General features: G+C 60.6%; 21 protein-coding genes. 8 read left to right on the top strand and 13 right to left on the bottom strand.

Translation table 11 applies throughout. From position 1 onward, the window contains the following. Positions 1-93: 93 nt before the first annotated feature. The 4 genes from LOY56_RS24895 to LOY56_RS24880 are packed head-to-tail and all read right to left on the bottom strand — an operon-like array spanning position 94 to position 2,544. Positions 94-390, bottom strand: coding sequence for a DUF167 domain-containing protein (locus LOY56_RS24895; RefSeq protein ID WP_258617891.1), 297 nt, complete (start codon positions 388-390; stop codon positions 94-96). Beyond that, positions 390-977 carry a YggT family protein gene (locus LOY56_RS24890; protein WP_095052523.1) on the bottom strand — a complete coding sequence of 196 codons (588 nt, stop codon included), beginning with the start codon at positions 975-977 and terminating at the stop codon, positions 390-392. The genes LOY56_RS24895 and LOY56_RS24890 overlap by 1 nt, the downstream gene beginning before the upstream one ends. 25 nt (positions 978-1,002) lie before the next feature. After that, the gene (gene proC / locus LOY56_RS24885; RefSeq protein WP_258617884.1) at positions 1,003-1,821 is read right to left on the bottom strand and encodes a pyrroline-5-carboxylate reductase; all 819 of its coding nucleotides are present in this window, start codon (positions 1,819-1,821) and stop codon (positions 1,003-1,005) included. Positions 1,822-1,857: 36 nt separating this feature from the next. After that, positions 1,858-2,544, bottom strand: a complete 687-nt coding sequence (locus tag LOY56_RS24880) for a YggS family pyridoxal phosphate-dependent enzyme (protein ID WP_258617882.1) — start codon at positions 2,542-2,544, stop codon at positions 1,858-1,860. A 56-nt stretch (positions 2,545-2,600) separates the two neighbouring features. On the opposite strand from LOY56_RS24880, the gene LOY56_RS24875 reads away from it, so the two are divergent. Further along, positions 2,601-3,635, top strand: a complete 1,035-nt coding sequence (locus LOY56_RS24875) for a type IV pilus twitching motility protein PilT (RefSeq protein ID WP_007897938.1) — start codon at positions 2,601-2,603, stop codon at positions 3,633-3,635. A gap of 129 nt (positions 3,636-3,764) precedes the next feature. Here LOY56_RS24875 and LOY56_RS24870 read toward each other — a convergent pair whose 3' ends face one another. After that, complete coding sequence (locus tag LOY56_RS24870; protein ID WP_258617873.1) at positions 3,765-4,385, bottom strand: C40 family peptidase; 621 nt, start codon at positions 4,383-4,385, stop codon at positions 3,765-3,767. A 250-nt stretch (positions 4,386-4,635) separates the two neighbouring features. On the opposite strand from LOY56_RS24870, the gene LOY56_RS24865 reads away from it, so the two are divergent. After that, on the top strand, positions 4,636-5,055 hold the full coding sequence (locus tag LOY56_RS24865; protein WP_258617872.1) for a TM2 domain-containing protein: 420 nt from the start codon (positions 4,636-4,638) through the stop codon (positions 5,053-5,055). A gap of 156 nt (positions 5,056-5,211) precedes the next feature. Here LOY56_RS24865 and LOY56_RS24860 read toward each other — a convergent pair whose 3' ends face one another. The 7 genes from LOY56_RS24860 to gshB form a co-directional block, all read right to left on the bottom strand. Then, on the bottom strand, positions 5,212-6,483 hold the full coding sequence (locus LOY56_RS24860; RefSeq protein ID WP_258617871.1) for a dihydroorotase: 1,272 nt from the start codon (positions 6,481-6,483) through the stop codon (positions 5,212-5,214). Beyond that, on the bottom strand, positions 6,480-7,484 hold the full coding sequence (locus LOY56_RS24855) for an aspartate carbamoyltransferase catalytic subunit (RefSeq protein WP_007897943.1): 1,005 nt from the start codon (positions 7,482-7,484) through the stop codon (positions 6,480-6,482). Before LOY56_RS24855 ends, LOY56_RS24860 begins: the two co-directional genes overlap by 4 nt. 27 nt (positions 7,485-7,511) lie before the next feature. Further along, positions 7,512-8,015 (bottom strand): bifunctional pyr operon transcriptional regulator/uracil phosphoribosyltransferase PyrR, encoded by a 504-nt coding sequence (gene pyrR / locus LOY56_RS24850; protein ID WP_258617870.1) that lies wholly within the window; start codon positions 8,013-8,015, stop codon positions 7,512-7,514. A gap of 100 nt (positions 8,016-8,115) precedes the next feature. Next, the gene (gene ruvX / locus LOY56_RS24845) at positions 8,116-8,553 is read right to left on the bottom strand and encodes a Holliday junction resolvase RuvX (RefSeq protein WP_007897947.1); all 438 of its coding nucleotides are present in this window, start codon (positions 8,551-8,553) and stop codon (positions 8,116-8,118) included. Beyond that, a complete protein-coding gene (locus LOY56_RS24840; protein ID WP_258617867.1) occupies positions 8,553-9,125 on the bottom strand; it encodes a YqgE/AlgH family protein in 573 nt (190 codons plus the stop codon). Before LOY56_RS24840 ends, ruvX begins: the two co-directional genes overlap by 1 nt. A 229-nt stretch (positions 9,126-9,354) precedes the next feature. Continuing rightward, entirely contained in the window at positions 9,355-10,254 is a 900-nt protein-coding gene (locus LOY56_RS24835; protein WP_258617866.1) for an energy transducer TonB, read from the bottom strand. Positions 10,255-10,331: 77 nt separating this feature from the next. Next, positions 10,332-11,285 (bottom strand): glutathione synthase, encoded by a 954-nt coding sequence (gene gshB / locus LOY56_RS24830; RefSeq protein ID WP_258617864.1) that lies wholly within the window; start codon positions 11,283-11,285, stop codon positions 10,332-10,334. Positions 11,286-11,506: 221 nt separating this feature from the next. Between gshB and pilG the strand changes: the two genes are divergently transcribed. The 6 genes from pilG to LOY56_RS24800 all read left to right on the top strand — a co-directional run bounded on the left by pilG (position 11,507) and on the right by LOY56_RS24800 (position 21,494). Then, entirely contained in the window at positions 11,507-11,911 is a 405-nt protein-coding gene (pilG, locus tag LOY56_RS24825) for a twitching motility response regulator PilG (protein ID WP_258617861.1), read from the top strand. A gap of 57 nt (positions 11,912-11,968) precedes the next feature. After that, positions 11,969-12,334 (top strand): twitching motility response regulator PilH, encoded by a 366-nt coding sequence (pilH, locus tag LOY56_RS24820; RefSeq protein WP_007897961.1) that lies wholly within the window; start codon positions 11,969-11,971, stop codon positions 12,332-12,334. A 10-nt stretch (positions 12,335-12,344) separates the two neighbouring features. Further along, positions 12,345-12,899 carry a chemotaxis protein CheW gene (locus LOY56_RS24815; RefSeq protein WP_258617856.1) on the top strand — a complete coding sequence of 185 codons (555 nt, stop codon included), beginning with the start codon at positions 12,345-12,347 and terminating at the stop codon, positions 12,897-12,899. Positions 12,900-13,056: 157 nt separating this feature from the next. Beyond that, a complete protein-coding gene (locus tag LOY56_RS24810; RefSeq protein ID WP_258617853.1) occupies positions 13,057-15,105 on the top strand; it encodes a methyl-accepting chemotaxis protein in 2,049 nt (682 codons plus the stop codon). 37 nt (positions 15,106-15,142) lie between these two features. Next, on the top strand, positions 15,143-21,046 hold the full coding sequence (locus LOY56_RS24805) for an Hpt domain-containing protein (RefSeq protein WP_258617852.1): 5,904 nt from the start codon (positions 15,143-15,145) through the stop codon (positions 21,044-21,046). Then, complete coding sequence (locus LOY56_RS24800) at positions 21,039-21,494, top strand: chemotaxis protein CheW (RefSeq protein WP_258617848.1); 456 nt, start codon at positions 21,039-21,041, stop codon at positions 21,492-21,494. Before LOY56_RS24805 ends, LOY56_RS24800 begins: the two co-directional genes overlap by 8 nt. Before the next feature lie 51 nt (positions 21,495-21,545). On the opposite strand, the gene LOY56_RS24795 is transcribed toward LOY56_RS24800, so the two are convergent. Beyond that, a complete protein-coding gene (locus LOY56_RS24795) occupies positions 21,546-21,923 on the bottom strand; it encodes a DUF6124 family protein (protein WP_258617847.1) in 378 nt (125 codons plus the stop codon). Positions 21,924-22,417 lie beyond the last annotated feature (494 nt).

The following is a 22,417-nucleotide window of genomic DNA, read 5'->3' as shown; positions in this document are numbered from 1 at the left end:
GGAATGCCTCAATGGACGCTCTGCGTCCGCTTGGGCAGGGACGCGGAGCGTCCCGGACTGCATTCCCACGCGAAGCGTGGGAACGATCATAGGTCAACCTGATGGGCGCACCAGATCGGGCAAATCCGGCAGCTTCTTCGGCGAACAAATCCGCACCCGCTTCTGCCGGTTCAGCTCTCCGCTGATCAAACTCACCTGACTCTTGGAAACCCCGAACGCCTTGGCCAAAAATGCCATCAGGTACGCATTGGCCTTGCCTTCAACCGGTGGCGCCGTCAGGCGAATCTTTAATCGATCGCCATGCAGCCCGCAGAAATCATCGCTGCGGGCCGCCGGTTGCAGGTGACATTCCAGAATCAGATCATCACCGTCCCAGCGAAAGTAGCTCATCAGATCAGCCCGAGCAGTCCCTGAGGCATGAGGGCATAGTACGCAAGACGTGGGATCAGCCAGCTTTGCACCAGCTGGATCGCGATAAACGCGAAGATCGGCGAGATGTCGAGGCCGCCCAGGTTTGGAATGATCCGGCGGAACGGGGCGAGTACCGGTTCAGTAATCTGCGCGACCAGTTCTGCGCCCGGATTGTGGCTGCCCGGGGCGACCCAGGACAGAATCACACTGATGATCATTGCGTAGAACAGCACACTCAGAAACAGCGAGAAGATTGCGATCAATGCCCAAGGCACCAAAAGCAGCAAATCGACCTCGAAGCCTTTGAGCAGCAGGATGACGGCTATTAGCACCATCTGCACGATCAGCGCCAGTACCAGTGACGACATGTCCAGCCCGAACATGCTCGGGATTACCCGGCGCAGAGGCTTGAGCAGCGGTTGAGTGGCCTTCACGATGAACTGGCAGAGCGGGTTGTAAAAATTCGCCCGAACCAATTGCAGAATGAAGCGCAACAGCACGATCAGCAGGTACAGGCTGCCCAAGGTCTTGATTATGAAAATGGCAGCGTCATTGAGTCCGAGCATCGTTGAATTCCTTTGTAAGAGCTGATTAGCGACCCAGTTGCTCGGCCATTTCGGCCGAGCGGTGCGCAGCGGCGCCGAGTGCTTTTTCGACCAGGGCTTCGAATCCGTCGGCCTGGAAGGACTTGATCGCCGCTTCGGTGGTGCCCGCAGGCGAGGTCACGCGGCGACGCAATTCTGCCGCGTCGACATCACTGGCGACCGCCATGTGTGCTGCGCCCAACGCGGTTTGCACGGTCAGTTGTGCGGCAATGTCCGCTGGCAGACCGAGCTTCACGCCAGCGGCGGTCATGGCTTCGATCAGCAGGAAGAAATACGCAGGGCCCGAGCCGGAAACGGCGGTGACCGCGTCCAGTTGCTGTTCTTCGTCCAGCCACAGGGCGATGCCAACCGCCGACAGCAGCTCTTCCGCTTGCTGGCGCTGTGCGGCGCTCACTTCGCGGGTGGCGAACAAACCGCTCACGCCCTGACGCAGCAGCGCCGGGGTGTTGGGCATGCAGCGCACAATAGGCTGGGCGCCAAGCCAGTTGTTCATGCTGGCGCAGGTGATGCCGGCCGCAATCGAGACCACCAGTTGATTCGGCTTGAGGCTTGGGCGAATGGCTTCACAAACGGTTTTCATCGCCTGGGGTTTGACCGCCAGCACGATCACGTCCACGCCCTCAATGGCTTGGGCGTTGTCGGCAAACATTTCGATGCCGTGTTCGGCGCTCACGCGGGCACGGGTTTCTTCACCCGGATCGCTGGCGCGGATCTGCGCGGCGTCCAGACCTTTGGCGCGCAGGCCGCCGATCAGGCTGGCGGCCATGTTGCCGGCACCGATAAAGGCAATACGAGTCTTGCTCATGTCAGGTCCTTGTAAAGAGTGGTGTCAGCCATTGTTTCAAGGCTGGTGGTAGTCGCGGGCACCAAACAGGGCCGTACCGATACGGACCCAAGTGGCGCCCATGGCAATGGCCGACTCGAGGTCGTGGCTCATGCCCATGGAAAGTGTGTCGAGTGGCAGATTCAGGCTGGCTTGCAGGCTCTGCACGGCAGCAAAGGCTGCATCCTGGGCGGCGCGATCTTCAGTCGGCTCAGGAATCGCCATCAGCCCGCGCAATTTCAGATGCGGTAGAGCGCTGATGGCAGTGGCCAGTGCGGGCAAATCGGCCGGGGTGCAGCCGGACTTGCTGGCTTCACCACTGACGTTGACCTGGATGCAGATGTTCAATGGAGGCAAATCGGCAGGGCGTTGTTCGGACAGGCGTTGTGCGATTTTCAAGCGATCCACGGAATGCACCCAGTCGAAATGCTCGGCGATAGCGCGAGTCTTGTTCGATTGAATGGGGCCGATGAAGTGCCAGATCAAGGGCAGGTCGGCCAATTCGAGCTGTTTGCTCAGCGCTTCCTGCAGGTAGTTCTCGCCAAAATCGCGCAGGCCGGCGGCATACGCTTCACGCAAGGCCTCGGCGGGTTTGGTCTTGCTCACGGCCAGTAGCTGGATGGTGTGTTCGTCGCGACGGGCAGCTTTGGCCGCTGCCTGGATGCGCGAACTAACCTGAAGGATGTTGTCTGCTATCGTGGACATCAAGAGGCGCCAGCGGTCTGAAGGTTCGCGGCATTCTACTGGAATTGAGGAGCGCTATGGATATCACTGAGCTGCTGGCTTTCAGCGCCAAACAGGGCGCGTCCGACCTGCACCTGTCTGCCGGCCTGCCACCGATGATCCGTGTCGACGGCGATGTGCGGCGTATCAACCTGCCGGCTCTGGACCACAAGGAGGTGCATGAGCTGATCTACGACATCATGAACGACCTCCAGCGAGTGGACTTCGAGAAGCATCTTGAAACCGACTTTTCCTTCGAAGTGCCCGGCGTGGCGCGTTTTCGGGTCAATGCCTTCAACCAGAATCGTGGTGCGGGGGCGGTATTCCGGACCATCCCGTCCAAGGTCCTGAGCATGGACGACCTGGGCATGGGGGAAGTGTTTCGCAAGATAACCGAAGCGCCCCGGGGCTTGGTGCTGGTGACCGGCCCGACCGGTTCAGGCAAGTCCACCACGCTGGCGGCGATGATCGATTACCTGAACAACCATCGCCATCACCACATTCTCACCATCGAAGACCCCATCGAGTTCGTCCACGAATCGCGCAAATGCCTGATCAATCAGCGCGAAGTCCATCGCGATACCCGCAGCTTCGCCACGGCCCTGCGCTCGGCCCTTCGCGAAGACCCGGACGTGATTCTGGTAGGGGAAATGCGTGACCTGGAGACGATTCGGCTGGCATTGACCGCCGCCGAAACGGGTCACCTGGTATTCGGCACGTTGCACACCACGTCGGCGGCGAAAACCATCGATCGCGTGGTGGACGTGTTTCCGGGCGACGAGAAATCGATGGTGCGTTCAATGCTCTCCGAGTCGTTGCTGGCGGTGGTGTCGCAGACGTTGATCAAGAAAATCGGCGGCGGGCGGATTGCCGCGCACGAAATCATGCTCGGCACTTCGGCGATCCGTAACCTGATCCGCGAAGACAAGGTGGCGCAGATGTATTCGTCGATTCAGACCGGAGGGTCGCTGGGGATGCAGACACTGGATATGTGCCTGAAGGAGCTGGTGACCAAGGGCGTGATCAGCCGCGAACACGCGCGGGAAAAAGCCCGGTCGCCGGATAACTTCTGACAGGAAGTTGATCGTTCCCACGCTCTGCGTGGGAATGCCTCAATGGACGCTCCGCGTCCGCTTTGGCAGGGGACGCGGAGCGTCCCGGGCTGCATTCCCACGCAGAGCGTGGGAATGATCAGTGTCGAATCAACGCTGAACAACCCGCAATGCGTTCTGTTCTTTCGGCAGGACCCGCTTGGCAACCACGTAATGGCTTTCCCAGTACGGTTTCTTCAGGGTATCGATGGTCACCGACTTGCCACGGCGTGGTGCGTGGATGAAGCGGTCGTTGCCCAGGTAGATGGCAACGTGATTGACCCGACGGCTCTTGATGTTGAAGAAAATCAGGTCGCCTGGTTTCAGATCGTTGCGATCGACTTTCTCGCCATGACCACTGGCCATGGCGTTCGAGGTACGGGGCAAGTCAAACGTGGCGTCGTTGAACGCGTATTTCACCAGACCGCTGCAATCGAACCCTTTACTTGGGCTGCTGCCACCCCAACGATAAGGTGTACCGAGCACGTTTACCGCGCGGCTCAGCACGTTGCTGCTTTCCTTGGTCGCCATCGGCGGGACTAGCTTGCTGTTTACGCTGCTCAGTTGGCTGGAGCGTTTTACTGTTTGTTTGTTTTTGCTCGAAGTAGCAGAAACATGGGATTTTGGGGTGTAACCATTAACGTTAGGAAGACGTTGCTCACGATTGGTGGCGTGGGCGGCCAGGGGCAATAATAGGCAAATGGTTAGCCATGTCTTGAAAAATGGACGCATTAGGCAAGGCTCATATGGGTGAACGCGCAACTTTATAACAGCTTTTTTGGCCCTTCCGAGGCCATTGGTCGATTCAGACTGAGGGCCGCGGAACTAAAAAGCAGCAAAATTGACCTGAGTTGTCTGACAAAAGTCAGGCATTACAAGGCTTTGACAGAAGTGAAGGTAGCATTTGCCGTATGTCGGTCATCTGTAAAAAAGTCACAAAGAATTCAAGAATATTTCTCTATCGTGTGATTCGAGGTCATCCATGAACACCTATCGACATCCCATTTCAGAGCAAGACACACACAGCAAAGTGATCGGTTACCTGCTGTGGATTTTCGGTTTTACCGGGGCGCATCGCTTCTATTACGGCAAACCGGTGACCGGGACGATCTGGTTTTTTACCCTCGGTTTACTGGGTATTGGCTGGCTGATCGACGTGTTCCTGATCCCGGCCATGGATCGTGAAGCGGACCTGCGCTTTACCGCCGGCCCCATCGAATACAACATTGCGTGGATTCTGCTGACGTTTCTCGGGGTGTTCGGTGTGCACCGGATGTATCAGGGAAAATGGATCAGCGGGTTGCTGTACCTGGTGACGGGCGGGGTGTTCTTTCTGGGAGTGTTATATGACTTCTGGACGTTGAATGACCAGGTGTCGATTCGCAACGCGCAGAACCGCTGATGATCGTTCCCACGCTCTGCGTGGGAATGCCTCAAATGGACGCTCCGCGTCCGCTTCGGAAGGGACGCGGAGCGTCCCGGGCTGCATTCCCACGCAGAGCGTGGGAATGATCAACGGGGCGGTGCGGCGTTCCGACAAGCCTCCTCGCCACAGGTTTTACACCTGGTAGCTGATCCGCCCATCCACCAACGTATAGCGCACCACACCCGGCAAGCTATGGCCAATGAACGGGCAGTTTTCGCCCTTGGACAGCCAGGTTTCACCGACCACAGTCGAGGCCGCTGGGTCGAACAGTACGATATCTGCAGGCCCCCCCACCGCCAGCTTGCCCGCTGGCAGACGCAACGCTTCGGCAGGACCTGCGCCCAAGCGTGCGAGCAGCGTCGGCAAGTCGAGCAAACCGTCTTCCACCAAGGTCATCGCCAGCGGCAGCAGCAGTTCAACGCTGCTGATGCCCGGTTCGGTAGCACCGAACGGCGCCAGTTTGGCATCGCGTTCATGGGGCTGGTGATGGCTGGAGATGGCTGACACCACCCCCGACTTCACCGCTGCCCGCAGGCCATCGCGGTCCGCACGAGTGCGCAGCGGCGGCTGGACGTGATAGAGGCTGCTGAAGTCGATCAGCGCTTCGTCGGTGAGGATCAGCTGATACAACGCCACGTCCGCCGTGACCTTCAGGCCACGGGCTTGGGCCTGAGCGATCAGCGCCACACCGCGGGCGCTGGTGAGCTGGCTGAAGTGCGCACGCACGCCGCTTTGCTCGACCAGCAGCAGATCCCGGGCCAGGGCCACGGTTTCGGCGGTTTCCGGAATGCCCGGCAAACCGAGGAAACTCGCAGTCGGACCTTCGTGAGCCAGGCCGCCTTCGGCCAGATCATGGTCCTGCGAATTGAAAATCACCGTCAGGTCGAACGTCGCCGCGTATTCCAGCGCCCGGCACAGGGTGCGGGTGTTGCGAAAGCTCTCCAGACCGTTGCCGAAGGCCACACAACCGGCATCGCGCAAGGCGACCAGTTCGGCCAACTGTTCGCCGTCCAGGCCTTTGCTCAAGGCGCCGATCGGGAAGACTTTGGTGTTGCCGGCTTCGCGGGCGCGGTCGAGGATCAGTTCGGCCACAGCCGAGGTGTCCAACACCGGTTTGGTTTTCGGTGGGCAGCACAGGCTGGTCACACCACCGGCAGCAGCGGCGCGGGTTTCGCTGGCGATCGAGCCTTTGCGGCTGTAGCCCGGCTCGCGCAGGGCGACGTTCAGGTCAACCAGACCCGGGGCCGCCACCAGACCCTTGGCGTCGATGGTGTCTACTGCAACGAAACCGGCCGGAGCGGCGCCAAAGGCGACGATCTTGCAGGCTTCAACGTGGATATCAGTCACTTGATCCAGGCCGCTGGCCGGATCGATCACGCGTGCGCCGAGAATGCTGAGCTTCACTGGGCGTTCTCCTGCTCGAATTGGCGCTGGGCAGTTTGCCCGCTCATGGCCATGGACAACACGGCCATACGAATGGCGATGCCGTAGGTCACCTGGTTGAGGATCACCGAGTGCGGACCGTCGGCCACCGCCGACTCAATTTCCACCCCACGGTTGATCGGCCCCGGGTGCATGACGATGCAATCCGGTTTGGCTCCGGCCAGACGCGCGGTGGTCAGGCCGAACAGGCGGTAGAACTCACCTTCGCTCGGCAGCAGGCCACCGGTCATACGCTCACGCTGCAGGCGCAGCATGATCACCACGTCGACGTCTTTCAGGCCTTCGGTCATGTCGGTGTAGACCTTCACGCCGTATTGCTCGATGCCGATCGGCAGCAGGGTTTTCGGCGCGATCACGCGGATGTCCGGGCAGCCGAGGGTTTTCAGGGCCAGCATGTTCGAGCGCGCCACCCGCGAGTGCAGGATGTCGCCGACGATAGCCACCGAGAGATTCTCGAAGCCGCCCTTGTGCCGACGGATGGTGAGCATGTCGAGCATGCCCTGGGTCGGGTGGGCATGACGGCCGTCGCCACCGTTGATGATCGCCACTTGCGGGCAGACATGCTCGGCGATGAAGTGCGCCGCGCCGGAATCACCGTGGCGCACGACGAACATGTCGGCGGCCATGGCTTCCAGGTTGCGCAGGGTGTCGAGCAGGGTTTCGCCCTTGCTCGCCGACGACGTGGACACGTTCAGGGTGATCACGTCCGCCGACAGCCGCTGGGCTGCCAGTTCGAAGGTGGTGCGGGTGCGGGTGGAGTTCTCGAAGAACACGTTGCACACGGTCTTGCCGCGCAGCAACGGGACTTTCTTCACCGCCCGGGCGCCGACTTCGAGGAACGAGTCGGCGGTGTCGAGGATTTCCGTCAGCAGCTCGCGGCGCAAACCGTCGAGCGAGAGGAAGTGGCGCAGCTGGCCCTGATCATTGAGCTGCAGCGGGCGCTTGGTTTCTAGAGGCGTCATCGCGAGGGGGACTCTCAATAGGGCAAATTAAAGGGCGAGGTCTTGAAGTTCGAGCTTGAGTTCCGGGCCGGACAGTTTCACTCGTTCGTGGGCCGCCAGCGACAGGGTCGCGCCGACCACGTTCGGGCGGATCGGCAACTCACCGGCGTCCAGGTCCAGCAGGCACACCAGCGTCACGCTCGCCGGGCGGCCGTAGTCGAAGAGTTCGTTCATCGCGGCGCGGATGGTCCGACCGCTCATCAACACGTCATCGATCAGCACCAGATGCTGGCCTTCGATCTCGAACGGCAGCGCCGATGGGCGTACTTGTGGGTGCAGGCCATTCTGGCTGAAGTCATCGCGGTAGAACGAAACGTCCAGGGTGCCCAAGGGCGAATCGCTGCCCAGTTCATCGAGCAACGCCTGCGCGACCCAGACGCCACCGGTCCGAATGCCGATGTAGCGTGGTTCGGTGATGCCACGGTTTTCCAGATAAGCCTTGAGACGGATCGCCATCTGGCTGATCAGTTCGGCGGGATTGGGCAGGCTCATGGTTTGCTCCTTTCTTTGTCCCGAGCCGGATGCTGCTTGAGTGGTGGCTCGGGTTGTCGCCAAGGGAGACGCCGCAGCGGCTCTTCAGAATTAAATGCGGTCAGGATTCGAACAGCGCGGTGTTTTCGTCGAGCCAGCCTTGCAACAGCAGCGCGGCGGCGATGGCATCGACCGGGTTGTCGCGGTAACTGCCTTTCTGGCCGCCACGGACCAGGCGTTCACCCTTGGCCTCGAAGGTGGTCAGGCGCTCGTCGTGAGTATAGAAAGGCAGGTTGTAACGGCCGTTCAGGCGCCGGGCAAACTTCTCGGCGCGCAGGCACATGTCGCTCGGCGTGCCGTCCATGTTCAGCGGCAGACCGACTACCACAGCGTCGGGTTTCCACTCTTTAATCAGGGCTTCGACCTGATTCCAGTCGGGAATACCGTTTTGCGCTTTCAAGGTGCACAGCTCGCGGGCCTGGCCGGTAATCACCTGGCCGACCGCAACGCCGATCTGTTTAGTGCCGTAGTCGAAACCCAAAATCAGCCGCAGGGCCATCAGGCGTGCCCCGCCTGACTGGTGAGCAAACTGAGATTGATACCCAGATGTCTGGCCGCCGCTTCAAGGCGCAATTCGCTGCTGGTGTTGAACAGGATGTCGGCGTGGAACGGGCAAGTCAGCCAGGCGTTGTCAGCCAGTTCGGCTTCCAGTTGCCCGGCTTCCCAACCGGCGTAACCGAGGGTGATCACACTTTTCGCGGGGCCGACGCCATCGGCGATGGCGAACAGCACGTCCTGGGAGGTCGACAGGGATAACTCGCCGTCCAGATCAACGGTCGCCTGATAGGTTTTTCCCGACGGGTGCAGGACAAAACCGCGATCGGTTTGCACCGGGCCACCGATAAAGATCGGCACATGCTGGCAGAGCACCGGCGGCTCGATATCGGGGCGCAATTGCTCGAGGATGTCGGCCAGGTTCAGGTCCTGCGGACGGTTGACCACCAGCCCCATGGCACCATTGGCCGTGTGCTCGACGATGTAGGTCAAGGTGTGCGCAAAGTTCGGGTCGGCCATATGAGGCATGGCGATCAGGAAGTGATGCTTGAGGTAGCTGGGGCTGACGTTCTTCATGAGCGCTAGTGTGGCGTTGGAGGGGCGAACTGACAAGCCGGGGATGCACAGGAAATGGCTGGGTGAGTGTCTTTTTGATGTGGTTTTGCTTGAGGGCCTCTTCGCGGGCAAGTCGGATCGCCGCCCGCTCGCTCCTACAGGTTTGGTATGCACTTTGAAAATGGCGCATGACCTGTAGGAGCGAGGCTTGCCCGCGAAGGCGGCGGCTCAATCACCACAAACCAATCGGTCAATTACTGGATAACCGGTCCCCACGCGCAAACTTCCAGGTGCGGATGATTTCCAGGCGGTCAATGTCCGACAGATCCCCGGTGAACGGTGAAAACGGCGCCGCCAGCCTTACGATGCGCTGCGCCGCCTGGTCCAGCAGCGGCTGGCCGGACGATTCCAGCACCAGCACTTCATACAGCGAGCCGTCGCGGTTGATCGAGACCATCAGGCGCAAATTACCGTAAATCTGTTTGCGCCGAGCCTCGTCGGGGTAGTTGAGGTTGCCGATGCGCTCGACCTTCTTGCGCCATTCATCTTTGTACCAGGCGCCTTTGTCGCGCATGGTCGATGCGGCGCTCAAACGGTGAATGCGCGGGCGCTTGGCGTACAGCTGTTGTTCGCTGGCCAGTTCCGCTTCCAGGCTGGCGATGTCGCTGGACAGTTGCGCGCTGTCGAACGTCGGTGCCGCCACTTGGGGTTTGGTCAGGGGCTTGGGTTCTTCAGTCTTGGTTGCGGCTTTTTTCGGCTTCGGCGCGACGGTGGTCACAGACGCCTTGGGCGCGGCTTCCTGCACTTGAGGTTTGGCAGCGGGCGGCGGGGTGACCTTCTGTACCTTGTTGTCCTGGAAGGGCGCGACCTCGGTGGTCTTGGGAATCGCCTTTTTCTCCAGGGTGCCGCTGCCTTGCTGATTTTCCTGGGCGAGAAAGTCAGCTTTTTCCGGCTTCTTTTCGCTTTTGAAAGTGGCGAGGGTGATTTCCAGGGTTTTGCTGATTTGCTGGGGTTCGACCATGGAGAACCCGACGCCCAACAGCAAGGCCAGGTGAATCAGCGCCGCCAGAAACAGAGTAAAACCGAGGCGATCAGCTGGACGCACGCCATGATGGGCGAGTTCAGGGGGCAGATCGGACGGGAGTGTCATAACAAGAAAACCAACATCGCGTTTTTTACAAGCCGGGGATGATAACGCAATGTTGGTTGCTTCTTGGCTGTTCTCGATCAACGAGTCTTGAGCTTCTGATCGATGGCATCCATCAGAAGGCCACCAATGTCGGTGCCGAACGCGTTATCGATCTCGCGAATGCAGGTCGGGCTGGTGACGTTGATCTCGGTCAGATGCTCACCGATCACGTCGAGACCGACGAACAGCAAACCCTTCTCGCGCAGGGTCGGGCCGACTTGCGCGGCGATCCAGCGATCTTTCTCGGTCAGCGGTCGGGCTTCGCCACGGCCACCGGCGGCGAGGTTGCCACGGGTTTCACCGAGCGCGGGAATCCGGGCCAAGCAGTAATCCACCGGCTCGCCGTCGATCATCAGGATGCGTTTGTCGCCATCAATGATCGCCGGCAAGTAACCCTGGATCATGATCTGCTGACGGCCATGCAAGGTCAGGGTTTCGAGGATCACCGACAGGTTCGGGTGGCCAGCGGTGTGACGGAAGATCGACGAGCCGCCCATGCCGTCCAGCGGCTTGAGGATCACGTCACCGTGATGGTCGGCGAACTCACGCAACACGTCCGGGCGACGGCTGACGATGGTCGGCGGCGTGCACTGCGGGAACAGCGTGGCGAACAGCTTTTCGTTGCAGTCACGCAGGCTTTGCGGCTTGTTGACCACCAGTACGCCGGCATTTTCCGCTTGTTCCAGCAAATACGTGGAATAGACGAATTCCATGTCGAACGGCGGATCCTTGCGCATCAGGATCACGTCCAGGTCGCTCAGCAGCGCGTCGCTTTCGGCGCCCAGTTCAAACCATTTTTCCGGGTTGGCGAACACCTTCAGCGGACGCATCCGCCCGCGAGCCTCGCCTTCGGCCTGATACAAGTCGCGCTGTTCCATATAGAACAGTTCCCAGCCACGCTTTTGCGCGGCCAGCAGCATGGCCAGCGAGCTATCCTTTTTATAGGAGATGCTGGCGATAGGGTCCATGACAATCCCGACGCGAACGCTCATGGGGTTTTCCTCGAAATTGGGGTGGAAAGTGTGGTGAAAAAGTGGCGTCAGAGTGGCGCTGAGCGTGTTCCCGGTCAAGGAAAAACCTCCGCCAGGGTCGTCCGATAGATTGGAGGGGGAGACTGTGCTAAAAAGGCTCGGCCCTTGATCAATAAGGGTTTCGAGCCATCAATGAGCCGTAAACAGACAAATTGATTCACAAAGGCGACGGTAGAGCCCCTATGGAACAGCATTCCAGCGCCTTGAAGGTCATGGTGATCGATGATTCGAAAACGATTCGTCGCACCGCCGAAACGCTGTTGAAAAATGTGGGCTGTGAAGTCATCACCGCAATCGATGGTTTTGATGCCCTGGCCAAGATTGCCGACAATCACCCCGGCATCATCTTTGTCGACATCATGATGCCGCGTCTGGATGGCTATCAGACCTGCGCTTTAATCAAGAACAACAGTGCGTTCAAGTCCACGCCAGTGATTATGCTGTCGTCCAGGGACGGGTTGTTCGACAAGGCCAAGGGGCGGATCGTTGGCTCCGACCAGTTTTTGACCAAGCCTTTCAGCAAGGAAGAGCTGTTGAACGCGATTCGGGCTCATGTACCGGGCTTCGCCGCTGTTTCGCCGCAGTAGGACACGCACAGTGACGCTCGGCCATGGGGCCCGGTGTCGACAAGAATGGGGAAGACCATGGCACGTATTCTGATCGTCGATGACTCGCCGACTGAAATGTACAAACTGACCGGCATGCTCGAAAAGCACGGTCATGAGGTGTTGAAAGCCGAAAACGGCGCCGACGGCGTTGCCCTGGCCCGCCAGGAAAAACCCGACGCGGTGCTGATGGATATCGTCATGCCCGGCCTCAATGGTTTCCAGGCGACCCGTCAGCTGACCAAAGACCCGGAAACCGGGCACATTCCGGTGATTATCATCACCACCAAGGATCAAGAAACCGACAAAGTCTGGGGCACGCGCCAGGGCGCCAAGGACTACCTGACCAAACCGGTCGATGAAGACACCCTGATCAAAACCCTGAACAACGTGTTGGCCGGTTGATCGTCCGGCCATGACCGAGTCGCTGACGGCTTTCGAACTGCTGCTGCAGATTGACCAGCGCTGTCGTCTGCTGGCGGCGGACCTGCCGTCCCAGCCGACCCGACAGGCCAGCTGGAGCGGCATCGGCTTTCGCTTGGGCGAGCATTGGTACGTCGCGTCCATGGGCGAAGTCAGCGAAGTGCTGCACGAACCGCGCGTTACCCAATTGCCAGGGGTCAAACCTTGGGTCAAGGGCGTGGCCAACCTGCGCGGGCGACTGCTGCCGATCGTGGATTTGCATGGCTTTTTTTATGGTTATGAGCCCGGCCATGAACTGCCTGCCTTGCGCAAGCAACGGCGGATATTGGTGGTGGAGCACAAAGACGTGTTTGCAGGGTTGATGGTCGATGAGGTCTTCGGCTTGCAGCACTTTGCCCAGGACAGCCTGGAGCCGGTGCCGGCCGATGACGTGCAAGGGCCGATGACGGCGTTCGTCAAAGGCCGGTTTCAGCGTGAGCAGAAGTGGCAGGTGTTCAGCCCGTTTGCGTTGGCGCAGTCGCAAGGATTCATGAACGTAGCGCTGTAAACGCGGCGCCGGCGATCCTGAGCGAGGCTTGCCCGCGAAGAACGAAAACGCGGTGTTCCTGAAAGACCGCAGCGCCTGCTTCGCGGGCAAGTCGGATCGCCGCACCGCTCGTTCCTACAAGGGCATAGAGTGAATTGGGCAGGACAGGCGAGGACCGATGATAAAAGCAAACACAGGCAAGCCAGAAGGGTCGCGCAGCCGGTCGCAGATCATCGTGCTGTTCATCGCGCTGATTGTCTTCATCATGCTGCTGTTCGCCAACTTCGCGTACCTCAACACCCAGGCCAATTACGACAAACAGTACATCGGCCATGCCGGTGAGCTGCGCGTGTTGTCCCAACGCATCGCCAAGAATGCCACCGAAGCCGCCGCCGGCAAGGCCGCGGCGTTCAAATTGCTCAGTGATGCGCGCAACGACTTTGCCCAGCGTTGGGGCTATCTGAAGAAAGGCGATTCTTCCACCGGCCTGCCGCCGGCACCGTCCATCGTGCGCCCGGAAATGCGCGCCGTGCAGCTGGATTGGGAGCGTCTGCTGAAAAATACCGACGCCATCCTTTCCAGCGAGCAGACCGTGCTGTCCTTGCATCAAGTCGCCGCCACCCTGGCCGAAACCGTGCCGCAGTTGCAGGTCGAGTATGAAAAAGTCGTCGAAACCCTCCTGCAACGTGGCGCCCCGGCCGCTCAGGTGGCGATGGCTCAGCGTCAGTCGCTGCTGGCCGAGCGGATTCTCGGTGCGGTGAACACCGTGCTGTCGGGCGATGAAAATTCGCAGCAGGCGGCCGACGCTTTCGGTCGCGACGCGGCGCGTTTCGGTCAGGTGCTCAACGGCATGCTTCAGGGGAATGCGGCACTGAAAATCAGCCAGGTCGAAGACCGTGATGCGCGCGCGCGGTTGAGCGATATTTCCGAACTGTTCGAATTCGTATCGGGTTCGGTGGACGAAATCCTCGAAACCTCGCCGCAGCTGTTCAAGGTCCGCGAATCGGCCAGCAACATCTTTACTCTGTCGCAAACCCTGCTCGATGAAGCCTCGCAACTGGCCAGCCGTTTCGAAAACCTCGCCGGCGGGCGCAACACCGATACCATCGGCGGCTATGTGCTGGGCTTGCTGGCATTGATGTCGATCATCCTGATCGGCCTGGTGATGGTGCGCGAAACCAACCGTCAACTGCGTGAAACCGCCGAGAAGAATGAGCGTAACCAGAACGCGATCATGCGTTTGCTGGACGAAATCGAAGACCTCGCCGACGGCGACCTGACCGTGACCGCCTCGGTGACCGAAGACTTCACAGGCACCATTGCGGACTCGATCAACTATTCCGTCGACCAACTGCGCGATCTGGTGGCGACCATCAACCTCACTGCCGGCCAGGTCGCCGCCGCCGTGCAGGAAACCCAAGCCACCGCCATGCACTTGGCCCAAGCCTCGGAGCATCAGGCGCAGCAAATATCCGAAGCCTCCACGGCGATCAATGACATGGCCCAGTCCATCGATCAGGTCTCGGCCAACGCCGCTGAATCCTCTGCGGTGGCCGAGCGCTCGGTGGAAATCGCCAACAAGGGCAACGAAGTGGTGCACAACACCATTCATGGCATGGACAATATTCGCGAACAGATTCAAGACACGGCCAAGCGCATCAAACGCCTCGGAGAGTCTTCTCAGGAAATCGGTGACATTGTCAGCCTGATCGATGACATTGCCGATCAGACCAACATCCTCGCCCTCAACGCGGCGATTCAGGCCTCCATGGCCGGTGATGCCGGGCGTGGTTTTGCGGTGGTGGCCGATGAAGTACAGCGTCTGGCCGAGCGTTCGTCCGCGGCGACCCGGCAGATCGAAACGCTGGTGCGGGCGATTCAGGCCGACACCAACGAAGCGGTGATTTCCATGGAACAGACCACCACCGAAGTGGTGCGCGGCGCGCGTCTGGCGCAGGATGCTGGAGTGGCCCTGGAAGAAATCGAAGGCGTATCGAAGACCCTCGCGGCACTGATCCAGAGTATTTCCAACGCCGCGCAGCAACAGACTTCGTCGGCCGGCCAGATTTCCCTGACGATGAACGTGATCCAGCAGATCACCACGCAGACCTCGTCCGGCTCCACCGCCACCGCCGAGAGTATTGGCAACCTGGCGAAAATGGCCAGCCAGCTGCGGCGTTCAGTGTCAGGGTTCACCTTGCCGGCCAAGTCTGCGGACAACGTTTGACCGCCCCCGGGCGGATTGCATCTTGATTGGAGTAGTTATGGGTGATCGGCACGACTATGTGGCCCTCGAATGGGTCAAAGGCGAGATTGCCGAAACGCTGAAACAGGCTCATCAGGCGATCGAAACCCTGATCGACGACCCGCAGGCGACACACACGCTGGGTGAGTGTCTGGCCTGTGTCCATCAGGTTCACGGTAGCTTGCAGATGGTCGAGTTTTACGGCGCGGCCCTGCTCGCCGAAGAAATCGAGCAGCTGACCAGCACCTTGCAGCAAAACCGCATCAGCCATCGCGACGAGGCGATCCATCTGTTGCTGCACGCCCTGGGGCAATTGCCGACTTACCTCGACCGGGTGCAAGGTGCCCGTCATGATTTGCCGTTAGTCGTGTTGCCGTTGATCAACGACTTGCGCAGTGCCCGCGGCGAAAGCCTGTTGTCGGAAACCAGCCTGTTCAGCCCGCAACTGCCGGAGCTGCCGCCTCTGAGCCCGCAAGCCCTGGCGCTGCTGGAGCCGTCCGACTTGCCGAATGTGCTGCGCAAGTTGCGGCAGATGTTGCAGATGGCCCTGGTCGGTTTGCTGCGCGAGCAGGATGACGAAACCCACTTCGGTTATCTGGCCAGGGTGTTTGCGCACCTTGAAGCGCTGTGCGGCAATGCGCCCCTGAGCCCGTTATGGCAAGTCGCTTCGGCGCTGGTCGAAGGCATGCGAAATGGCTCGATTGCCAACAGCCCGGCGTTGCGCAGCCTGTTCAGGGACGCCGACAAAGAGCTCAAACGTCTGCTCGAACACGGCATGCGCGCCATCAATCAACCGGCACCGCCGGAGCTGCTCAAGAGTTTGTTGTTCTATATTGCCAAGGCCGAACACCACACCGGGCAGATGCTGACCATGAAAGATCGCTACTCACTTGACGATGCGCTACCCGACGGCGCGATGGTCGATGAAGAAGGCGCAAGGCTGGCCGGCCCCGACCGCGACGCCATGCGTTCGGTATTGTCGGCGCTGTGCGAAGAGCTGGTGCGGGTCAAGGAGCGCCTGGACCTGTTCGTGCGCAGCGACCGCCAGCACACCTCGGACCTCGAAAGCCTGCTGGCGCCCCTGCGGCAAATCGCCGATACCCTGGCGGTCCTCGGTTTCGGCCAGCCGCGCAAAGTCATCATCGATCAACTGGCGGTGGTGCTGAGCCTTGCCCAAGGCCAGCGCGAACCCAACGACGCCACCCTGATGGACGTCGCCGGGGCCTTGCTCTACGTCGAAGCGACCCTGGCCGGCATGGTCGGCACCGTTGAACCGGAAAGCCAGGAAGACAACCGTCTGCCGACCATCGACCTGACGCAGATCCATCAGATCGTGATCAAGGAAGCGCGCATTTGCCTGCAACAGGCCAAGGACATGATCGTCGACTACATCGACGCCGACTGGAATCGCCAGCATTTGCAACCCTTGCCGGCGTTGCTGACCCAGGTGCGCGGTGCGTTGGCGATGATTCCGCTGGCCCGCGCAGCGAGCCTGGTCGAGGCCTGCAACGGTTTCATCCGCGAGCATTTGCTGGTGGACCCGGGCCAGCCCGGCTGGCGGCAACTGGACAGCCTGGCCGACGTCATCACCAGCATCGAGTATTACCTGGAGCGCCTCAGCGACGACCCCGAAGCACCGGGGGAACACCTGCTCGACGTCGCCGAAAAAGGCCTGGTCTCACTCGGCTTCTTCCCCAGCGAACAGCAAGTGCCGATGCTCAAGGATGTGCTCAGCCCCAATGAAGCACTGGTCATGCAGGACATGCAGGAACTCGACGATCCCGAAACCGTTCAGTCTCTGGCCGATGTGTTGGCCAGCCCGGTGTCGTCCGTCAACCCGCCAGCCCTGACCATGCCGGGTAGCCTGTTGCCGCCGCCCGCCGGGGAAGAACCGGTGGACGATGAGCTGCGGGACGTCTTCCTCGAAGAGACTGACGAGGTGCTGGAAATCCTCGAGGAGTATCTGCCGCGCTGGTCGGCCAACCCCGACAGCACATCGGTTTTGAGTGAATTACGCCGCGCCTTCCACACCCTCAAAGGCAGTGGCCGGATGGTCCGTGCGCTGGTGCTGGGTGAGTTGGCCTGGGCGGTGGAAAACCTGCTCAATCGCGTGCTTGAACACAGCGTCACCCCAGGGCCTGCGGTGCAACAACTGGTGGGAGATGCGCTGAAGCTGCTGCCGGAACTGGTGGCCGAGTTCGCCGCCAATGCCCAGCGCCAGCGCAACGATGTCGATCAGTTGGCCGCTCGCGCCCATGCCCTCGCCAAGGGTGATGAGCCGGTGGCGGATGAGGACACGCAGGATGTCGCGGCGCTCGATCCACTGTTGCTGAAGATCTTCCGCAACGAGGCGCAAACCCATCTAAGCAGCCTTAATCGTTTCCTCGATCAAGCCGCCGAGCACGTGCCGCTCCAGGCCAGTGACGAGTTGCAGCGTGCCTTGCATACGCTCAAGGGCAGCGCGTCCATGGCCGGCGTGCTGCCGATTGCCGAGCTGGCGGCACCCCTGGATCAACTGGCCCGGGAATACAAGGCACACCGGATTGCCTTCGATCTGGACGAAGTCGAATTGCTATTGGAAGCCGAAGGGCTGTTCCGCCTTGGCCTGCGACAACTCAAGAGTGATCCGCTGGCCGAAATTCCCGACGCCCGCTCGTTGATCGAGCGAACCCAGGCATTGCTGGCCGAACGTCTGCAAAGCCTGTTGAACGCACCGAGTACGAAGCAGCGCATCAAGCGCGATCCGCAACTGATCAACAACTTCCTCGCCCAGGGCATGGACATCCTGCTGGACGCCGAAAGCCTGTTGCAGCGCTGGCAGCAGCATCCCGGCGAGCGGCAGGAACTGAGCGCGCTGCTGGACGAATTGACCACCCTCGGCGAAGGCGCGCACCTGGCCGATCTGCATCCGGTGGATGAGCTCTGCGAAGCATTGCTCGACCTGTATGGCGCGGTGGAAGAAAGCAGCCTGGCGGTCAGCGACAGGTTTTTCCACGAGGCGCAAAGTGCCCATGAAGCGCTGATCAACATGCTCGACGAACTGGCGGCCGGCCAGGAAGTCACTGCGCAACCGGAGCGCGTTCGGGCCTTGCGCGGCTTGCTCGATGAGAGTCTCGATCCATCCTCCATGGGCCTGATCCGCAGTGACGGCAGCCGCACCCTGAGCATCCGGGAACTGGGCAGCGCCACCGCCGAGCTGGAGCAGAGCGCGACGCAGGTGGAGCTGGACGACGAAATCGTTTCGATCTTCCTTGAAGAAGCGGTGGATATCCTCGAGAGCGCCGGCCAGGCCTTGCAGCGTTGGCTGAGTGACCCGGACAACGCCGCGCCGCTGTTGTCCTTGCAGCGCGACCTGCACACCCTCAAGGGCGGTGCGCGGATGGCCGAGGTCGAGCCGGTCGGCGATCTGGCCCATGAACTGGAAAGCCTTTACGAAGGCCTGGTGGACCGCCGTTACAGCCACAGCGAAGCGCTGGCGCAGTTGCTGCAACAGAGCCATGACCGACTGGCCATGTTCCTTGATCAGTTGCAGCACAATCGTCCGCTGGGTGACCCGGGCGAGTTGATCGCGGCCATTCGTGAGTTTCGCCAGGGCAATGCCGGCAGCGCCGAGGTAGTCGAGCCGGCGGTCAGCAATGACTCGGCGGGCCATGATTCCGAGCTTCTGGAGATCTTCCTCGAGGAAGGTTTCGACATCATTGAAAACTCTGGTGCGGCACTGTTGCGCTGGCAGGCCGAACCGTCGAATCGCCAGGAAGTGGAAACCCTGCTGCGCGACCTGCACACCCTCAAGGGTGGCGCGCGAATGGTGGAGATTGTGCCGATTGGCGACCTGGTCCATGAACTGGAATTCCTCTACGAAGGCTTGTCGGCTGGCGTGCTGCAACCCACCGCCGAGCTATTCTCGTTGTTGCAACGCAGCCATGACCGACTGGCGCAGATGCTCGACGCCACCCGCGCCGGCCAGCCATTACCGCCAGCCGATCGGTTGATCGATGCGATCAAGAATTTCAGCCATCCGGCGGTGCCTGAAACATCGGCACCCGTGACGCTGCCCGTAGCGCCCAAAGCCGATCCAACCGCACCACAAGCCGAAGGCACCGACACGGTCAAGGTCTCGGCGGAGTTGCTCGACGACCTGGTCAACCTGGCCGGGGAAACTTCAATCTTCCGTGGCCGCATTGAACAACAGGTCAACGACGCACGGGTGGCCCTGAGCGAGATGGAAACCACCATCGAGCGCATGCGCGACCAGTTGCGCCGCCTCGATACCGAAACCCAGGGGCGGATTCTCAGCCGTCAGCAAGTCGAAGCCGAACGCCTGGGCTATGAGGAATTCGACCCGCTGGAGATGGACCGTCACTCGCAGCTGCAACAACTGTCACGGGCGCTGTTCGAGTCTGCCTCCGACCTGCTCGACCTCAAGGAAACCCTCGAACGGCGTAATCATGACGCGGAAAACCTGCTGCAACAGCAGGGCCGCATCAACACCGAATTGCAAGAAGGCCTGATGCGTACGCGCATGGTGCCTTTCGAGCGGATGTTGCCGCGGTTGAAGCGCATTGTTCGGCAGGTCGCCAGCGAACTGGGCAAGGACGTGGACTTCATTGTGGGCAACGCCGAAGGCGAGATGGACCGCAATGTCCTTGAACGCATGGCCGCGCCGCTGGAACACATGCTGCGCAACGCCGTCGACCACGGGCTGGAATCGGCCGAGGTGCGTATTGCGGCCGGCAAACCGGCTCAGGGCAAGATCACCCTCGACCTGTCGAGAGAGGGCGGCGACATCATTTTCGACATTCGCGATGACGGTGCCGGCGTGCCTTTGGACGCCGTGCGGCGCAAGGCAATCAAGCGCGGGTTGCTCGACCCGGACAGCGACATCAGCGACCGCGACGTGCTGCAATTCATCCTGCAACCGGGGTTCTCCACCGCCGAGAAAATCACCCAGATCTCCGGGCGTGGCGTGGGCATGGACGTGGTTCACGAAGAAGTCCGGCAGCTCGGCGGCAGCATGGTCATCGACTCTGTGCCAGGGCAGGGCGTGCATTTCCGGATTCGCCTGCCGTTCACCGTGTCGGTCAACCGCGCGCTGATGGTGCAGTGTGGGGAGGATCAATACGCGATCCCTTTGAACACCATTGACGGCATTGTTCGGGTGTTGCCCAACGAACTCGAAGGGCATTACCGGCTCGATCCGCCGACCTACGAATACGCCGGGCAACGTTATGAGTTGTGCTATCTCGGTGAGCTGCTGAAAACCAGCCCCCGCCCGAAACTGCTGGGCCAGAGCCTACCGTTGCCGGTGTTACTGGTGCAGTGCAATGAGCGACACGTCGCGGTGCAAGTGGATGCCATGGCCGGCACCCGGGAAATCGTGGTCAAAAGCCTCGGCCCGCAGTTCGCCGCGGTGCAGGGTTTGTCCGGCGCGACGATTCTCGGTGATGGCCGGGTGGTGCTGATTCTCGACTTGCTGGCGCCGATCCGCGCCATGCAAGCGCAGGTGCCGTCACGGCCTGTGACGCAGGACGTAGAGCCTGAATCGCAACGACCGTTGCTGGTGCTGGTGGTCGACGATTCGGTCACCGTGCGCAAGGTCACCAGCCGTTTGCTGGAACGCCACGGCATGAACGTGCTGACCGCCAAGGACGGTGTCGACGCCATGTTGCTGCTCGAAGAACACATGCCCGACCTGATGCTGCTGGACATCGAAATGCCGCGCATGGACGGCTTCGAAGTGGCGACCCAGGTACGCGCCGACGAACGCTTGCAGCATCTGCCGATCATCATGATCACCTCCCGTACCGGCCAAAAACACCGCGACCGCGCCATGACCATTGGCGTCAACGACTACCTCGGCAAGCCGTATCAGGAATCGGTGCTGCTCGACAGCATCGCCCGGTGGAGCAAAACCCATGCATGAACACCGCTCCAGCAATCTTACCGGCCTGCTGCTGCCCCTGGCTGACCGCAACCTGATCCTGCCCAACGTCGCTGTCGCTGAACTGATCGACTATCAGCCGGGGGCATTCGATCTCGATACACCGCCGTGGTACCTGGGGTTGGTGAAGTGGCGGGATCGGCAGATTCCGTTGCTAAGTTTCGAGTCGGCGTGTGGCAACAAAGTGGTGATCGGTGATCGGGCGCGGATCGTCATCCTCAACGCCCTCGGCGGGCGGCCTGAGCTGAAGTTCATTGCGCTGCTGGTGCAGGGGATTCCGCGGTCTTACAAGCTGGATAGCCAGTTGAGCTATGTCGATGTGCCGTTGTGTGCGCTGGAAAAGGCGGCGGTGCAGGTGGGGGAGCAAGTGGCCAAAGTGCCGGATTTGTTGGCGCTGGAGGAGCTGCTTGTAAGCGCGGGCCTGGTCTGACCGGATCGCCTGTGGCGAGGGAGCAAGCTCCCTCGCCACAGGGGGGCTGCGCTAAACCCCGGCCTGAGCCTTCATCTGCAACGACTCATGATGATCCAGCACCCGCTCCACCAACAACTGCACGCCATCTGCCAAACGGCTGAGCGCCAAGGCGATAGAGCGGCGTGAGCCCTCCACATCGTCCGCCAGATCGGCCGCAATGGCGCTGATGGACAGCAGGTCTTCGGAGGCATTGGCCAGAAGGGCTTCGGTGTCGATATCGGGGGAGACGGTGAAGAGCTGGGACTTGCGGCGTTTGGCCGGTTTTTCGTGGGGTGACGGGAAGTAATGGGAGAAGGCGCGGTCGGCGGCTTCCTTGAATTTCTCGGCTTCGAGGGATGCTTGGGAATCGACGCCGGTTTCCGGGGGATTGGGAGTAGCTTTGAACATAGTGAAGCTCCATTTAATGAGTTTCAGCTGCTCCATCGGGTTCCAATCGAAGGGGTGGCAGCTGTACGCGGGCTGGAACCCGGGCAAACGGACAAAACCCGACAGACACTAAGGTCTCCCGCGCACAGCCGCCATAACGGAGTGCACACATTAAAGGTGCGCAAGCATACGTTATGAAAGGCGCTTTTGCCTCGTTAACACCACGGGGTTCCAATCCCGGTCGCTGAGTTTGCAGCGACCTCCAAACGATAAAGATCAACGCAAAACCGCACCAGTCGGCGGGTTCCGGCATTGCTGTAGGCAGCGCCGCCAGATTGCGTAGCCTCTCACCGTGTCTGCGGACAAACTTTTAAACACAAAACCCCAGGCTGTCGGCCCCCCCTGTGGCGAGGGAGCTTGCCCCGTTGGGTTGCGCAGCAGCCCCAAAACCTGCAATCAAGGTGTATCAGGTACGCAGAGAACAATGGTTTACGCTGCGTCAGGTTGAAGATTCC

Origin of the sequence: Pseudomonas sp. B21-048, from assembly GCF_024748615.1 — a bacterium.
Classification (GTDB): Bacteria; Pseudomonadota; Gammaproteobacteria; order Pseudomonadales; family Pseudomonadaceae; genus Aquipseudomonas.
This window is presented reverse-complemented; position numbering and strand designations above follow the sequence as displayed.

Bases quoted from the DNA above. Each gene is read 5' to 3' on its own strand.
- LOY56_RS24895 (WP_258617891.1), bottom strand. From the start codon at position 390: ATGAGCTACTTTCGCTGGGACGGTGATGATCTGATTCTGGAATGTCAC.
- LOY56_RS24890 (WP_095052523.1), bottom strand. From the start codon at position 977: ATGCTCGGACTCAATGACGCTGCCATTTTCATAATCAAGACCTTGGGC.
- proC (WP_258617884.1), bottom strand. From the start codon at position 1,821: ATGAGCAAGACTCGTATTGCCTTTATCGGTGCCGGCAACATGGCCGCC.
- LOY56_RS24880 (WP_258617882.1), bottom strand. From the start codon at position 2,544: ATGTCCACGATAGCAGACAACATCCTTCAGGTTAGTTCGCGCATCCAG.
- LOY56_RS24875 (WP_007897938.1), top strand. From the start codon at position 2,601: ATGGATATCACTGAGCTGCTGGCTTTCAGCGCCAAACAGGGCGCGTCC.
- LOY56_RS24870 (WP_258617873.1), bottom strand. From the start codon at position 4,385: ATGCGTCCATTTTTCAAGACATGGCTAACCATTTGCCTATTATTGCCC.
- LOY56_RS24865 (WP_258617872.1), top strand. From the start codon at position 4,636: ATGAACACCTATCGACATCCCATTTCAGAGCAAGACACACACAGCAAA.
- LOY56_RS24855 (WP_007897943.1), bottom strand. From the start codon at position 7,484: ATGACGCCTCTAGAAACCAAGCGCCCGCTGCAGCTCAATGATCAGGGC.
- pyrR (WP_258617870.1), bottom strand. From the start codon at position 8,015: ATGAGCCTGCCCAATCCCGCCGAACTGATCAGCCAGATGGCGATCCGT.
- ruvX (WP_007897947.1), bottom strand. From the start codon at position 8,553: ATGGCCCTGCGGCTGATTTTGGGTTTCGACTACGGCACTAAACAGATC.
- LOY56_RS24840 (WP_258617867.1), bottom strand. From the start codon at position 9,125: ATGAAGAACGTCAGCCCCAGCTACCTCAAGCATCACTTCCTGATCGCC.
- LOY56_RS24835 (WP_258617866.1), bottom strand. From the start codon at position 10,254: ATGACACTCCCGTCCGATCTGCCCCCTGAACTCGCCCATCATGGCGTG.
- gshB (WP_258617864.1), bottom strand. From the start codon at position 11,285: ATGAGCGTTCGCGTCGGGATTGTCATGGACCCTATCGCCAGCATCTCC.
- pilG (WP_258617861.1), top strand. From the start codon at position 11,507: ATGGAACAGCATTCCAGCGCCTTGAAGGTCATGGTGATCGATGATTCG.
- pilH (WP_007897961.1), top strand. From the start codon at position 11,969: ATGGCACGTATTCTGATCGTCGATGACTCGCCGACTGAAATGTACAAA.
- LOY56_RS24815 (WP_258617856.1), top strand. From the start codon at position 12,345: ATGACCGAGTCGCTGACGGCTTTCGAACTGCTGCTGCAGATTGACCAG.
- LOY56_RS24810 (WP_258617853.1), top strand. From the start codon at position 13,057: ATGATAAAAGCAAACACAGGCAAGCCAGAAGGGTCGCGCAGCCGGTCG.
- LOY56_RS24805 (WP_258617852.1), top strand. From the start codon at position 15,143: ATGGGTGATCGGCACGACTATGTGGCCCTCGAATGGGTCAAAGGCGAG.
- LOY56_RS24800 (WP_258617848.1), top strand. From the start codon at position 21,039: ATGCATGAACACCGCTCCAGCAATCTTACCGGCCTGCTGCTGCCCCTG.
- LOY56_RS24795 (WP_258617847.1), bottom strand. From the start codon at position 21,923: ATGTTCAAAGCTACTCCCAATCCCCCGGAAACCGGCGTCGATTCCCAA.